Origin of the sequence: Pseudomonas sp. UC 17F4 (genome assembly GCF_900101695.1) — a bacterium.
GTDB lineage: Bacteria > Pseudomonadota > Gammaproteobacteria > Pseudomonadales > Pseudomonadaceae > Aquipseudomonas.
The window spans coordinates 4,517,872-4,532,344 of the sequence record NZ_FNKV01000001.1 but is presented as its reverse complement, the minus strand read 5'-3'; the positions used below and the strand labels follow the sequence as shown (position 1 = coordinate 4,532,344).

General features: G+C 63.1%; 13 protein-coding genes. 3 read left to right on the top strand and 10 right to left on the bottom strand.

Annotated elements, in window-relative coordinates:
• Positions 1–11 precede the first annotated feature (11 nt).
• The 4 genes from BLR26_RS27405 to BLR26_RS20585 form a co-directional block, all read right to left on the bottom strand.
• Entirely contained in the window at positions 12–1,952 is a 1,941-nt protein-coding gene (locus BLR26_RS27405) for a PoNe immunity protein domain-containing protein (RefSeq protein WP_256326749.1), read from the bottom strand.
• Positions 1,953–2,018: 66 nt separating this feature from the next.
• A complete protein-coding gene (mapR, locus tag BLR26_RS20595; RefSeq protein WP_045201498.1) occupies positions 2,019–3,428 on the bottom strand; it encodes a GntR family transcriptional regulator MpaR in 1,410 nt (469 codons plus the stop codon).
• A gap of 41 nt (positions 3,429–3,469) precedes the next feature.
• Positions 3,470–4,882: a cytochrome c oxidase accessory protein CcoG gene (gene ccoG / locus BLR26_RS20590; RefSeq protein ID WP_045201369.1), complete on the bottom strand. Its 1,413-nt coding sequence runs from the start codon at positions 4,880–4,882 to the stop codon at positions 3,470–3,472.
• Between the two features lie 121 nt (positions 4,883–5,003).
• The gene (locus BLR26_RS20585) at positions 5,004–5,243 is read right to left on the bottom strand and encodes a DUF3203 family protein (RefSeq protein WP_045201370.1); all 240 of its coding nucleotides are present in this window, start codon (positions 5,241–5,243) and stop codon (positions 5,004–5,006) included.
• Between the two features lie 142 nt (positions 5,244–5,385).
• On the opposite strand from BLR26_RS20585, the gene BLR26_RS20580 reads away from it, so the two are divergent.
• Positions 5,386–5,910 (top strand): MgtC/SapB family protein, encoded by a 525-nt coding sequence (locus tag BLR26_RS20580; RefSeq protein ID WP_093384956.1) that lies wholly within the window; start codon positions 5,386–5,388, stop codon positions 5,908–5,910.
• Between the two features lie 537 nt (positions 5,911–6,447).
• Here BLR26_RS20580 and BLR26_RS20575 read toward each other — a convergent pair.
• From BLR26_RS20575 to BLR26_RS20565, 3 genes are all read right to left on the bottom strand, one after another.
• Positions 6,448–7,347 (bottom strand): hydroxymethylglutaryl-CoA lyase, encoded by a 900-nt coding sequence (locus tag BLR26_RS20575; RefSeq protein ID WP_045201372.1) that lies wholly within the window; start codon positions 7,345–7,347, stop codon positions 6,448–6,450.
• A gap of 19 nt (positions 7,348–7,366) precedes the next feature.
• A complete protein-coding gene (locus BLR26_RS20570) occupies positions 7,367–7,768 on the bottom strand; it encodes a MerR family transcriptional regulator (protein WP_093384953.1) in 402 nt (133 codons plus the stop codon).
• A 94-nt stretch (positions 7,769–7,862) separates the two neighbouring features.
• Positions 7,863–8,792: a LysR family transcriptional regulator gene (locus tag BLR26_RS20565; protein WP_045201373.1), complete on the bottom strand. Its 930-nt coding sequence runs from the start codon at positions 8,790–8,792 to the stop codon at positions 7,863–7,865.
• 138 nt (positions 8,793–8,930) lie between these two features.
• On the opposite strand from BLR26_RS20565, the gene BLR26_RS20560 reads away from it, so the two are divergent.
• Positions 8,931–10,160 (top strand): acyl-CoA dehydrogenase, encoded by a 1,230-nt coding sequence (locus BLR26_RS20560; RefSeq protein WP_093384950.1) that lies wholly within the window; start codon positions 8,931–8,933, stop codon positions 10,158–10,160.
• Here BLR26_RS20560 and BLR26_RS20555 read toward each other — a convergent pair.
• From BLR26_RS20555 to xthA, 3 genes are all read right to left on the bottom strand, one after another.
• Entirely contained in the window at positions 10,154–11,176 is a 1,023-nt protein-coding gene (locus BLR26_RS20555; protein ID WP_093384947.1) for a TerC family protein, read from the bottom strand. The genes BLR26_RS20560 and BLR26_RS20555 overlap by 7 nt on opposite strands.
• A gap of 165 nt (positions 11,177–11,341) precedes the next feature.
• On the bottom strand, positions 11,342–12,658 hold the full coding sequence (locus tag BLR26_RS20550) for a substrate-binding domain-containing protein (RefSeq protein ID WP_093384943.1): 1,317 nt from the start codon (positions 12,656–12,658) through the stop codon (positions 11,342–11,344).
• Positions 12,659–12,823: 165 nt separating this feature from the next.
• Positions 12,824–13,636 (bottom strand): exodeoxyribonuclease III, encoded by an 813-nt coding sequence (gene xthA, locus BLR26_RS20545; protein ID WP_093384940.1) that lies wholly within the window; start codon positions 13,634–13,636, stop codon positions 12,824–12,826.
• Between the two features lie 162 nt (positions 13,637–13,798).
• On the opposite strand from xthA, the gene BLR26_RS20540 reads away from it, so the two are divergent.
• Positions 13,799–14,449, top strand: coding sequence for a GNAT family N-acetyltransferase (locus BLR26_RS20540; RefSeq protein ID WP_093384937.1), 651 nt, complete (start codon positions 13,799–13,801; stop codon positions 14,447–14,449).
• Positions 14,450–14,473: the final 24 nt, after the last annotated feature.

Genomic DNA, 14,473 nt, shown 5'->3' with positions numbered 1-14,473 from the left:
GGTCAAGCGCTTCAGTGGCCGTGATAGCGCGCGCTGGCCCATTCCCACCAGAGGGCGTTGAGTTCGCAGTAGGGGGCAATGCGCCCGGTGGTTTCGGCGTACAGGTCGTCGCGGTCGAGTTTCGCCGGGATGAAGCCCAGGCTGCGCAGGTCGCGGTCGATCAGCGCCGCGCTGCTGGCCAGGGCCTTGATCGGCTGGCGCGGGTAGGGGCGCGGGTCTTCACCGTAATACACCTTGGCCGGGCCGAAAGGTACGCCCTCCAGGCGAGTATGGCCGAGGTTGTTCAAAAAGCCTTCGGCAATGCTGCCGTCGGCGAAGATCACCTTGTAGGCCGCGCCGGGTACACCGCCGAGCTTGCCGTCGTCCAGGCTCAGCTCCAGCCAGTTGCTGGTGGCTGCCGGGTTGATTTGCTCGCGGCTGAGTTTCCCGCCATCACTGGCCGCTGGATGGGTACTGAACGTTCCGTGCTCGCGCAGGTTATCGACACGCCGCGACTGCGGTTTACTGGTTTGTGCCGGCACGCGAGCACTGCTGCCCGAGGCTTGCGCCGAGCTGTTGCGCTGCACGGCAAGCCAGGGCATCAGGCGCTCGTCGATGCGTTCGATCAGGTCGTCAAGGTGTTCACCAGCCTGTTCCAGGTCGCTCAGCACCAGGGCCTGGCGCTGCGCGTCGAGGGCCAGGAAGGTCGCACTGGCGCTGACTGCAGCGATGATTTGCGCAAGCTCGCTGCGAAGCAGCTCGGCGTCCAGGCTCTCTTCGAGCAGGGCATCCGGGCTGGTCTTCAGTTTGCAGTTGAGCAGTACGTGGCGCAGCAGGTCATAAAGCTGCTCGGCATGCTTTTGCGGGTCGCGATTGACCAGGCGCAATACCCGTTTGAGCCCGTGGCCAGGGCCTGGGACCCAGCCGAGCAGGGCCAGGGCGAGGTCGAAGAAGGCCTCGTCTTCCTCCTGCTGGTTGGCCGCCAGGTTCAGGGCCAGGATCGCTTCGACGGTGTCGTAGGCACTCAGGGCCTGGGCCAGGTGCGGGATGCTGCCGGCATCGATGGCGTCGGACAAGGTGACGCCGGCGGCCTTGATGTCGTAGGCGAAGTCTTCGTCGCTGTCGTCTTCGTCGTCTTCGTCGATCAGCTCTTCTTCGTCCTCCTCCTGTTCGTCTTCAGCGTCGCCCAGGCACTCCCAGCGGATGCCCTGGTAGGCGGGCAGGCTGCGCGCGTGCGCGAGCAGCTCATGGGGGAAGATCACGTGAAGCAGTTCGCGGGTATCGATGCCGTAGAGCAGGGCCACTGCCGCGGCCTCGAATGACCAGTAGCCGACGTAACCGCTGATATCGTCGCCATGGGTGTCGTACCAGCTGGCGTGCTCAAAGTGCTCGTACCACTGCTCGCAGTAGCCCTGCAGGCGGCTGGCCGCTTGCTCGGGGCTGGTGGCATAGATGGTTTGCACCAACGGCGTGGCGTAGTCCTGGTACCACGCATCGACGTCGTAGCGGTCGGGCAGGACCCGGCTCAGCAGGTCTTCATAGAGGGTGTCTTCTTCGGCATAGCCGCCGTTGTCCATCAGCGTGACGAAGCGTTCGAGCAGGTCCTGGCGACCGAGCAGAATGCACAGGCTGATGACCTGCATGCATTCGTGGTGTTCTTCACTATCGCCCAGATTCAGCGGAGCGACGTTGGCTTGCTCGGTGTACACGGCCATCTTGCGTTGCAGTTGCTCGTACTCGGCGACCAGCGCTTCGAGCAAGGCGGGCAGGGCGTCGATGTCAACGCCGGCGGTATAGCTGATCAGCAGTTTGTCCAGCGCCAGGCCCTTGAGGCTCTTGCCGCTGAACACTGCCTCTTGCTCGTCGGAGTCGGCTTGCAGGCGATTGTCGCGCAGGAATGCACGGCTCTCTTCGTCGTGTTCGAGGAAGCGCTCGTAACGCTGCGGCGTAAGAAAGTGCTGTCGCTTGTGCATGCCATCCATCCCTGGGAAATTCGAGCGCGCAGGGTGCCGCAAGCGCGCTCGAAGTACAACCGCCGATCAGAACGAGCGGACGATCTTGCCCAGGGTTTCCATGGCCTTTTCCGACTGCTCGGTCCAGGGGCTGCCGTAGTTGAGGCGGATGCAGTTGCGAAAGCGCCGGGTCGGCGAAAAGATCGGCCCGGGGGCGATGCTGATGCCTTGCGCCAACGCCATCTGGAACAGCTTGAGCGAGTCCATCTGTTCAGGCAGCTCCAGCCACAGGAAGTAGCCACCGGCCGGATGGCTGACCCGGGTTTGCGCCGGAAAATACCGGGCAATGGCCGCGAGCATCGCCGCCTGTTGCTCTTCCAGGGCATAGCGCAGCCTGCGCAGGTGCCGGTCGTAGCCGCCGTGCTGCAGGTAGTCGGCAATCGCCGCCTGGGCCGGCATCGAGGCGCACAGCGAGGTCATCAGTTTCAGCCGTTCGATCTTCTGCGCGTAACGCCCGGCCGCCACCCAGCCGATGCGGTAGCCGGGGGCCAGGCTCTTGGCGAACGAGCCGCAGTGCATCACCAGGCCGTCGGTGTCGAAGGCCTTGGCCGGTTTCGGCGCTTGCTGGGCGTAATACAGCTCGGCATAGACGTCGTCCTCGATCAGCGGCACTTGATGTTCGCGCAAGAGCTCCACAAGCTGCTGCTTCTTCTCTTCCGGCATGCTCGCGCCCACCGGGTTCTGGAAGTTGGTCATGCACCACACGGCCTTGACCGGGTGCTTGGCCAGGGTTTGCGCCAGCACCCCGAGGTCGATGCCTTCGCGCGGGTGCACGGGGATTTCCACCGCCTTGAGCTTGAGCCGCTCGAGGATCTGCAGGCAGGCATAGAACGCCGGCGCCTCGATGGCCACCAGGTCGCCGGGCTCGGTCACCGCCTGCAGGCACAGGTTCAGGGCCTCCAGCGCGCCGTTGGTGATCAGCAGCTCCTCCATGGGCAGCATCAGGCCGCCGACCATGTAGCGCAGGGCAATTTGCCGGCGTAGCTGCGGGTTGCCCGGCGACAGGTCGGTGACCACCATGCGCGGGTCCATCTCGCGGCTGGCGCTGGCCATGGAGCGGGCCAGGCGCGGCAGCGGGAACAGATGAGGGCTGGGAAAAGCCGAGCCGAAGGCCACGGTTTGCGGGTCCTTGATCGAGTCGAGGATCGAGAACACCAGCTCGCTGACATCCACCTCGGTGGACTCGCTGGCTTGCTCGATGATCTGCGGCTCGCTGAACTGGCGCGGCGCGTGGGCGTTGACGAAGTACCCCGAGCGCGGCCGGGCGCGGATCAGCCCGCGGCGCTCCAGCAGGTAGTAGGCCTGGAATACCGTGGACGGGCTGACGCCGTGGGTCTGGCTGGCATAACGCACCGACGGCACGCGCTGGCCGGGGCCGAGGACCCCGGAGCGGATCAGTTCGGCAATGTCGTCGGCGAATTTCTCGTAGCGTTTCATCATGGCTCGAAAGGTTTCGGATGCTCGGGCAGTGTATGGGATCAGCGGTTCAAAGGCGCAACAAAACGGCTGTGGGCGACGCTGCGCACACCGGGTTCGTCCGTATCGATCAGTTCGAAGCTGATGTCCTGGGAGCTGCTTTGCGGGCGATCGGCCAACATCGCCACCGACACCGGCAAGTCGCTCATTTCCCCGGCCGCCAGGCTGAATTCGGTCCTGCCGTGCAGTTCGAAGCCTTCGGCATCGAGCAGGCGCAGGCGGTAGTGCTGGGATTGCTGGGTCTTGTTGATGACCTTGAGGGTGTAGATGTTCTCGATCTGCCCGGCGTTGTTCTCACGGAACAGGCCACGGTCCTTGATCACGTCCATCGACACCATCGGCCGCTGCTGCAGGGCGATCACCAGGGCGCCGATCATCACCACCAGGGCGGTGACGTAGCCGAGCAGGCGCGGACGCAGCCAGTTGGTAGTGCCGCCTTGCAGGGTGTGTTCGGACTTGTAGCCGACCAGGCCGCGGGCGTAGCCCATTTTGTCCATGATCGAGTCACAGGCGTCGATACAGGCGGCGCAACCGATGCACTCCATCTGCAGGCCGTCGCGGATGTCGATGCCGGTCGGGCACACCTGCACGCACATATGGCAGTCGATGCAGTCGCCCAGGCCCTTGGCCTTGTGGTCGACTTCCTTCTTGCGCGGGCCGCGGGATTCACCACGGGCCGGGTCGTAGGCGACGGTCAGGGTGTCCTTGTCGAACATTACGCTCTGGAACCGGGCGTACGGGCACATGTGCATGCACACCGCTTCACGCAGCCAGCCGGCGTTGATGTAGGTGGCGCCGGTGAAGAACAGAATCCAGAACAGACTGACACCGCCCAGTTGCAGGGTGAACAGTTCTTCGGCCAGCGGCCGGATCGGCGTGAAGTAGCCGACGAAGGTCAGCCCGGTCAGCAGGCTGATGGCCAGCCACAGGGTGTGCTTGGCCGAACGCCGGGCCAGTTTGTTCAGGCTCCAGGGCGCGGCATCGAGCTTGATGCGCTGGTTGCGCTCACCTTCGGTGACCTTCTCGCACCACATGAAAATCCAGGTCCAGGAACTTTGCGGGCAGGTGTAACCGCACCAGACCCGGCCGGCGAGCACGGTGATGGCAAACAGGCCGAAGGCGCAGATGATCAACAACGCCGAGAGCAGGATGAAGTCCTGCGGCCAGAAGGTGGCGCCGAAGATATGGAACTTGCTGTCGGCCAGGTCCCAAAGCACGGCCTGACGACCGCCCCAGTTCAGCCAGACGGTGCCAAAGAACAGCAAAAACAGAAAACCCGCGCCAGCCAGGCGCAGGTTACGAAACAAGCCGGTGAAACTACGGGTGTGGATCTGTCGGTCACTGCTGGCAGGCTTCTTCTTGAAGGTGGAAGGCTCAGCAATTTCAACGATCTGGACGGGGATTCTATCGCTCATGGTTCGTCGCTCATCAGGCCTCGATCAGGCCAGAGCACTATGGCGCCCCATCTGTTTGCATAACAGGCTCAGGTATCTGGATAAAAACCGTATCAGATTTGCCTTGGAAACTCCGCAGGCCTCAGATTATCGAGCCTTGCTCGGTCTCCTTGAGGTGCCTGCGACCATCCACCGCACCCGCTACAGTGAGGGCATCGGCTTCCTGTTCGGTGATTGGCACGCGCTTGCCTTCGAGCTCGGCAACCGACATGCGCAAGGCCTCGTCGGTGACGATTCGCACCTGCGTGGCCTCGCCCTGGATGTGCATGTCATCGCTGATCAGGGTGCAGCGCTGGTTAGTGGTGTCGATTTCAATAGGCATGGCTTTGTCCTCTTTACTCGGGTCCTATATTTGGGACCGCACGGGTGCAGGGGATGCTGGCAGCAACCGATCAGCGGTCGGCGGCGCACTTGCCGCCAGTGGCGTTGTCCATCGATTAATCCCTACTGCATGGACACAGCCCATGGACGCCTGGTGGCATCAAGTCTGGATCACCCTGGTGGCGGAATTTGCCGACATCACCGATGCCAAGCAGCTTACCCAGGTGACCGTGCGCCTGGTCATGGCGGCGCTGCTGGGCGCCATTCTCGGTTTTGAGCGCGAACTCAAGGGCAAGGCCGCCGGGGTGCGCACCCATATGCTGGTGGCCCTCGGCGCGGCGCTGTTCGTGCTGGTGCCGCGCATGGCCGGGGCCGACGATGCAGCGCTGAGCCGGGTGGTGCAGGGCATCGTCGCCGGTATCGGCTTTTTGGGTGCTGGCACCATTCTCAAGGGCCACGACCAGGATGCCGGGCACGTCAAGGGCCTGACCACGGCTGCGGGCTTGTGGATGACCGCGGCGATCGGTGTGGCGGCGGGCATGGGCCGGGAGGCCACGGCGGTGGTCAGCACGGTGCTGGCGTTGCTGGTATTGGGGGTGATGCCGCTGGTGGTCAATCGCTTCGAGAAGGACGACGAGGACGAAGCCGAGGAGGGCAGGAAGCACTGAGGGGAGCCTAGGCTCCCCTCAAAGATTGTTGCGTGCTCTTTTTTTGTTATTGGAGGGCGGCCTGTTGTTGTTTTTGGCGACCGTTGCCTCTGTATCTTTGGCGATCCCCATCCGGGATCAAGAGCAAACGTATTTTTTTGAGCGCTGATCTACCTTCATCATTGCTGATCCAACCGTGACCTGCGCTACCTTGGGGTAGTTTTATTGTTCTGTGTCCGGTTGCGGGGCAAGCCCCTGGAAAGCACATCCTCTCCAAAAAAATCTGTTAGCTGCGCCTCTGTCGTGTTGTTCTTGTTATGTCAGAGTCGTTTCGTCTTATTTTTATTGGGTGTGTCGCACTTTTTATTGTTCTTGTACCTGAGATATAGCAGGTGCCGTGCCAACTTTTTAAAACCCAATAAAATCAATGGCTTGAAGATTTTGCGGAAAAATATCCTCGGGAAATTCTGTCGATTTGTTTCCGTGTTACCCGGAATTTCCCTGAAAAGTGCGGGGGCGGTAACACCCGCACGCAGATCAGCCTGTTACCGCTTGTGATTACTGTGCCTGACGGGCGCGAGCCACCCGCGAGCCGCTGGCGCGGCCCAGCACTTCACTGATACGCAAGCCCGCGGCAATCAAGCGCTGCAGGTCGATACCGGTGTCGATACCGAGGCCCTGGAGCATGTACAGCACGTCTTCGCTGGCAACGTTACCGCTGGCGCCTTTGGCATAGGGGCAGCCGCCGAGGCCCGCAACAGAGCTGTCGAACACACTGATGCCTTCAAGCAGGCTGGCATAGACGTTGGCCAGGGCCTGGCCGTAGGTGTCATGAAAGTGTCCGGCCAGCTGGGCGCGTGGCACCTGGGCGCCGACCACTTCGAACAGGCGCCGGGTTGCCCCGGGGGTGCCGGTGCCGATGGTGTCGCCCAGCGACACTTCATAGCAGCCCATGTCGAACAGCTCGCGGGCCACCGGGGCCACCTGCTCGGCGCTGACCTTGCCTTCATAGGGGCAACCCAGCACGCACGAGACATAACCGCGCACCCGCACCCCGTGCTGACGCGCCGCTTCGATGATCGGCACGAAGCGCTGCAGGCTGTCGCTGATCGAGCAGTTGATGTTGCGCTGGGAGAACGCCTCGGAGGCGGCGGCAAAGACGGCCACTTCCTTGACCCCGGCCGCCAGGGCATCTTCGAAACCGCGCAGGTTCGGCGCCAGCGCGGCGTAGGTCACCCCGTTGCGCTGCTGGATATTGGCAAACACCTCGGCGGAGCCGGCCATCTGTGGTACCCACTTGGGGGAAACGAAGCTGCCCACTTCTATATAAGAAAGGCCTGCCGCACTCAGGTCATCGACCAGGCGAACCTTGTCGGCCACGCTGATGGGCTGGGCTTCGTTTTGCAGGCCGTCGCGCGGGCCGACTTCCACCAGGCGGACTTTTTCAGGCAATGACATGGGCAGGGTTCCTCAGGGCTCAATGGCTGTTTTTCTGGTTGTTCAAGGTCGCGGCCAGGGCTTGCTCGCAGCGCTCTTCGGCAGTGTCCAGCTCCAGTTGCATCTGCTGGATGTCGAGCAGTTGCTGTTCAAGCTGGGCGCGGCGTTCGGAGATCTTCGCCAGCATGCTGTGCAGTTGCTTGAGGTTGCCGCTGGACGGGTCATACAGCTCGATCAGTTCACGGCACTCGGCCAGGGAAAAACCAATGCGCTTGCCGCGCAGGATCAGCTTCAGGCTGACCTTGTCGCGAGCCGAATAGACCCGCTCCAGGCCGCGACGCTCCGGGCTGAGCAGGCCCTGTTCTTCATAGAAGCGAATGGCCCGGGTGGTGATGTCCAGCTCGCGGGACAGGTCGGAGATGCTGTAGGTCTGGCTGCTCATTGCTTGGCTCGGGAAAAGGGCATGGAGCTAAGCTAATTGCAGGTTGACGTATACGTCAAGCAAGGATTGGTGGGGCTTGCCCCGCCATAGCTCCCTACACCTCAGCCATGGCCGCCCGCTCATCCTGCGCCACCACACCCTGACACAGCTCGATGATCTGTTCGCGCATCCAGCGGTTGGCCGGGTCCTGGTCGGTGCTTTCGTGCCAGTACAGGTGGGTTTCCAGCGGCGGCACGTCCACCGGCAGGTTGACATGGTTGAGCTGGTGGCGGCGGGCGAAGCGCTCCGGCACGGTCATGACCATGTCGGTCTGCTGCAGTACTTGCGAGGCCATCAGGTAATGCTGGGAGCGCAGGGCGATCTTGCGCTGCACGCCCATCTTGCCCAGGGCCAGGTCGACATAGCCCAGGCCATTGCGGCGGCTGGAGATATGGATGTGGGTCATGCCCAGGTAGTCGTCGAGGCTGAGCTTGTCCTTGAACAGCGGGTGGCCCTGGCGCATGGCGCACACATAGCGGTCTTGCATCAGCTTGACGTGGCGCACTTGCGGGTCGGTGTTGAGCGGCGCATCGACGGCAAAGTCCAGGCGCCCGGCGGCCAGTTCCTTGGTGGTTTCCCGGCGCTTGCACAAGAAGCTTTCGATCACCACCGCCGGCGCCAGGCGTCGCAGGCGCTGGAACAGCAGCGGCAGGATCACCGCCTCGGTGAGGTCGGTCATGCTGATACGAAAGGTCTTGCTGGCCTGCAGCGGGTTGAAGATGCGGCTCTCTTGCACCGACACGCGCAGCAGCGACAGGGCATTGCGCACCGGGCCGATGATGTTCTGCGCCATAGGCGTGGGCACCATGCCCTGGGCGGTGCGCACGAACAGCGGGTCGTTGAAGGTTTCGCGCAGGCGCGCCAGGGCGTTGGACACTGCCGGCTGGGTAATGCCGACGATCTGCCCGGCCCGGGTCAGGTTGGCTTCGGTGTAGATGGCATCGAAGACGATGAACAGATTCAGGTCGACCTTGCTCAGGTTCATGGGCGCTGCTCTTGTTGGTGTTATCCGTGGATCATATATCGGTTATGAATGTTAATACACGCCGAGAATAGACTAGGTGGATTTTACCGGCTGATCTAGGATCGATAACAGATCCCTTTTTCACTGAAGGTACTGCCCATGGATTTCGCCTATTCACCCAAGGTCCAGGCGCTGCGTGAACGTGTCACGGCGTTCATGGATGCCTATGTCTATCCCGCCGAAGCGGTGTTCGAGCGCCAGGTTGCCGAAGGCGATCGCTGGCAGCCGACCGCGATCATGGAAGAGCTAAAGGCCAAGGCCAAGGCCGAGGGTTTGTGGAACCTGTTTCTGCCGGAGTCGGAGCTGGGCGCGGGCCTGACCAACCTCGAATATGCCCCCCTGGCCGAGATCATGGGCCGCTCGTTGCTCGGCCCCGAGCCGTTCAACTGCTCGGCGCCGGACACCGGCAACATGGAAGTGCTGGTGCGCTACGCCAACGAAGAGCAGAAGCGCCAGTGGCTCGAACCGCTGCTGCGCGGCGACATCCGCTCGGCATTCGCCATGACCGAGCCGGACGTGGCCTCGTCCGACGCCACCAACATGGCCGCCCGCGCCGTGCGTGACGGTGACGAGTGGGTGATCAACGGCCGCAAGTGGTGGACCTCCGGCGCCTGCGACCCGCGCTGCAAGATCATGATCTTCATGGGCCTGAGCAACCCGGAAGGCCCGCGGCACCAGCAGCACTCGATGATCCTCGTGCCTACCGATACCCCCGGGGTAAAGATCGTCCGGCCGCTGCCGGTGTTCGGCTACGACGACGCGCCCCATGGCCACGCCGAAGTGCTGTTCGAGAACGTGCGCGTGCCTTACGAGAACGTGCTGCTCGGCGAGGGCCGCGGTTTCGAGATCGCCCAGGGGCGCCTGGGCCCGGGGCGCATCCACCACTGCATGCGTTCGATCGGCATGGCCGAGCGGGCCCTTGAGCTGATGTGCAAGCGCTCGGTGGAACGTACCGCCTTCGGCCGGCCTCTGGCGCGCCTGGGGGGCAACGTCGACAAGATTGCCGATTCGCGGATGGAAATCGACATGGCCCGGCTGCTGACCCTCAAGGCTGCCTACATGATGGACACCGTCGGTAACAAGGTCGCCCGCAGCGAAATCGCCCAGATCAAGGTGGTGGCGCCGAACGTGGCGCTGAAGGTTATCGACCGGGCGATCCAGATCCACGGCGGCGCCGGTGTCTCGGGCGACTTCCCGCTGGCCTACATGTACGCCATGCAGCGCACCCTGCGCCTGGCCGACGGCCCGGACGAAGTGCACCGTGCGGCGATCGGCAAGTACGAGATCGGCAAGTACGTGCCCAAGGAAATGCTCCGTAGCAGTCATTGATGCTTGCCGTGCAAGTCCGCCTCCTTGTCGGCGGCGGGCTTGCCCTGTGCACGGGTCGAGAACAGCGAAACCAGCACGCCACCGCTGAGCAGGGCAATGGTCACCGCCAGTGACAGCATCGGCGGCACGGCGCCAATCAGGCCGTGGTAGAAGATCTTGCCGCCAATGAACACCAGCACCAGCGCCAGCGCGTACTTGAGGTAGATGAAGCGGTGCATCAGCGCCGCCAGGGCAAAGTACAGCGCCCTTAACCCGAGAATCGCGAAGATGTTCGAGGTGTAGACAATGAACGGGTCCTGGGTGATGGCAAAGATCGCCGGCACGCTGTCGACGGCGAACACCAGGTCGGCCAGCTCGATCAGCACCAGGGCCAGGAACAACGGCGTGGCATAGCGCAGTGCCTTGCTCTGCCCGGGCGGGGTGATGTGCACGAAAAAGCGCGGGCCGTGGATCTCGTCGGTTACCCGCATATGACGCCGGACGAACTTCAGCACCGGGTTGTTGGCCAGGTCCGGGTGGGAATCTTCGCTGGAGAACAGCATCTTTACCCCGGTGAACAGCAGGAAGGCGCCGAACACGTAGAGGATCCACTCGAACTCCTGCACCAGCGCACTGCCCAGGCCGATCATGATCGCCCGCAGCACCACCACGCCGAGAATCCCCCAGAACAGCACCCGGTGCTGATAGCGGCGAGGGATGGCGAAGAAGCTGAAGATCATCGCCATGACGAACACGTTGTCCATCGACAACGACTGCTCGATGAGAAAGCCGGTGTAGAACTCCAGGGCCTTCTGCGCGCCCAGCTCGAACCACACCCACACGCCGAACAGCACCCCGACGCTGAAATAGCCGCCATACAGCAGCAGGCTCTCGCGCATTTCGATTTCGTGCAGCTTGCGGTGCAGCACGCCCAGGTCCAGTACCAGCAGGGTCAGGACGATGCCGAGAAAGGCCAGCCAGCACCACAGGCTGGTGCCAAGGAAGTCGTTGTCGAGAAATACCTGTAGAGCTGCCATGAGCCCCTCCTTAATGTCGACGTTGCTGAGCAACAGTGACTCCGACATGGCGGCTTGGCAGCCGTCAGAGGGGCCCGGCGTCACTAGGGACAAGCCTAGACCCGGAGAACCAGGGCGCCCAATCGAGGCTGTAACAATTGATTGCCCCGCCTGGCAGGCAGTGGCTCAGTAGACCCAAACCTCGACCCGCCGATTGCGGATCCGCCCTTGTTCGGCGGTGTTCGCCGCCACTGGCAGTTCGTCACCCAGGCCGATTATTTCGCGCAACTCGACACCACTACGAGCCAGTTCCCGGCGCACTGCCATGGCCCGCAGCCGCGAGAGCAGGGCGGCGCGCTGCGGGTCATCCTTGGCATCACCAAAGCCCACCAGCACCACCCTGTTACTCAGCTTGTGCTGCGCCTGCAGGTACTGGACTACCCGCTGCACATCGCGCAGGGCCTTGTTGTCGAGGCTGGCGTTACCCTCTTGGAAGCGGAAGTTGACCGACAGGCGCCGGGCATCATTGGCAAGGCCCAGGTAGCGGCGCGGCATGTCGGTACGGGGCTGAACCTTGATGCTCTGCACCTGCTGGCCGACGAAGCCGCTGCCGGTGACGATGGCCTGGCCCTGGGGGCTTTGGGCGAACTCGACCAAGGCGCGGGCCAGGGGGTTGGCCTGGCCGGGGGGCAAGTAAAAGAACAACCGGCGCGACAGCGGATAGTCTTCGCTGGCCACCAGCGCCGCTGTCGGCAGCATGGCCCGGGACTCACCGTCGGCAATCGCCACGACCTTGGCGCCGTGCACCGTGGCCAGGCTGCTGAAGCCGATGGCCTGGCGATCGCCGAGCACCTGGCTGGCCAGTTGCTCCGCCGATTCGAAACGTTTGGTGTGGTCGGCCAGGGCTTGCCGTGCCGGGTCGAGGACCAGCGCTTTGAAGGTCTCGAAGGTGCCGGAGCGGTCATCGCGGGCGTACAGGTTGATCGGGCCGCTGCCGATGCCCAGTTGCTCCCAGCGGTCGATCTGCCCGCAGAAGATCTGCGCCAGCTGGGTGGTGGTCAATTGCGGCAGCGGGTTGTCGGGGTGGACGATCACCGCGACGCCGTCCAGGGCAATGATCTGCTCGGCGGCGGCACTATTAAGGTCGCCCAGCGCTTGCAGCTCGTTCAGTTCGGCTGGCTTGATCGGACGTGAGGAAGCCGCCAGCTCCGCTTGGCCGGATTTGAGTGCAGTGAAGCCAGTACTGGAACCGTGGGCGGCGATGTCGATGCGCAAGGCCTGGCCGTTGCTGTCCAGGGCACGGACCTGAAGCTCGTTGGCGGCGTCGCTGCTGACGATGCTGATGGCGCTGGCGCCTTGCTGCGCGAGCAAACCTGAGACCAGCGCCGGTGCCAGCGCGGCGCCGATGGTGTTGGAACCCTGAATACGCAATTGCGCCTGCGGGTCAGCGGCGCCAATCAGCGGGAGCAGGCAAAGCACAAGCAGGGAGAGGTGGCGCAACATGCCGTCTGGCACTCATGGGCAAAGGGTGTGCCGGGAGATTAAGACAGCCATGTGACCGGGGGATGACAGGCTGTGGCAGGAGCGGGCTTGCCCCGCGATAGCATGCTGTCTGCCAGATCGCATCGCGGGGCAAGCCCGCTCCTACAAAGCCTGTGGGAGCGTTTATCAGTTCAATTCAAGCCAGATCGGCGCATGGTCCGAAGGCTTTTCCATGCCGCGCAGGTCATAGTCGACGCCGGCGTCCTTGATCCGCGGCAGCAGCGCCTGGGAGGCCATGATCAGGTCGATGCGCAGGCCGCGCTTGGGCTCGTCTTCAAAGCCGCGGCTGCGGTAGTCGAACCAGCTGAAACGGTCGGCGACTTCCGGGTGCAGGTGGCGGAAGCTGTCGACCAGGCCCCAGTTTTTCAGGCGCGCCATCCACTCGCGCTCTTCCGGCAGGAAGCTGCATTTACCGGTCTTCAGCCAGCGCTTGGCGTTGTCGGCGCCGATGCCGATGTCGCAGTCTTCTGGCGAAATGTTTACATCACCCATCACCAGCAACGGCTGGTCGTTCTGGAACTGGGTTTCCAGCAGTGCCTGCAGATCGCTGTAGAAACGCTGCTTGGCCGGGAACTTGGTCGGGTGGTCGCGGCTTTCGCCCTGGGGGAAGTAGCCGTTCATGATGGTGATCGGCGTGCCATCGGCATCGGCAAAGGTGCCCCAGATGAAGCGCCGTTGGGCGTCTTCTTCATCGCTGCTGAAGCCCTTGTGCAGGCTCAGTGGCGCCTGGCGCGAGAGCAGGGCGACGCCGTAGTGGCCCTTCTGGCCATGAAAATGCACGTGATAACCCAGGGCCTGGACGTCGGCGAGCGGGAACTGCTCGTCGCTGACTTTGGTTTCCTGCAGGCCGATGACGTCGGGCTGGTGCTTTTCGATCAACGCCGCCAACTGGTGGGGCCGGGCGCGCAGGCCATTGATGTTGAACGAGACGATCTTCATGGGCAGCACAATCCTGGTAAAACCCAGGATGCTAGCCGACATCGGCGGCGCCGGCCAGCGTGGCGAGCCACTCGATAGGTTGCTAACCTGTGCCACGAGGTGAACGTTGGCACCGCGAACACCTCAAAGGCAATGAATGCCCATTTCCGGAGGTTCGCCAGCATGCCCGAATCGACTGCCGCACCGGCTGAAGTCCGTCTGCTCGATGGCGGCTACAGCCGCGAGGCGCGCTCCCTGCTGTATCACGCCTATCGCCACGAACCGACCTTTGCCTTTCTGTTCGAGGCCCGGCGTCCGGGGTTCGACCAGCGCATACGCGCCACGGTGCGCGAGCTGGTCAACCAGCATTTTCTCCAGGACCTGCCCGCCATCGGCCTGCTGGTCGAAGACCGGCTGGTCGGCATCGCCCTGATCGCCCCGCCGCAGCGACGCCTGGGCATCACCGAAAGCTGGGCCTGGCGCATGCGCATGGTGCTCAGCACCGGCTTTCGCTGCACCCGCCGCTATTTGGACTACCAGGCCGCACTGATGGCCTGTCTGCCCAGTGATGCGGTGCATGTGTTGCCACTGTTGGGGATCCATCCGCAGTTTCAGGGCAAGCACTACGGCGAACAATTGTTACAGGCTGTGCACGATTGGTGTGCCGTGGATGAGCATTCCGAGGGGGTGGTGCTGGACACCGGCAACGAGCACTACCTGGCGTTCTATCATCGACAGGGCTATCAGGAAATTGGCGAGATCGCTGTAGGACCGGTCCACGAACACGTGTTCTTTCACCCCAATCCGCAGTCGTCGCAACAGGCTTCGGCCTGAATTGCGTAACGGCGAGGAAAACCT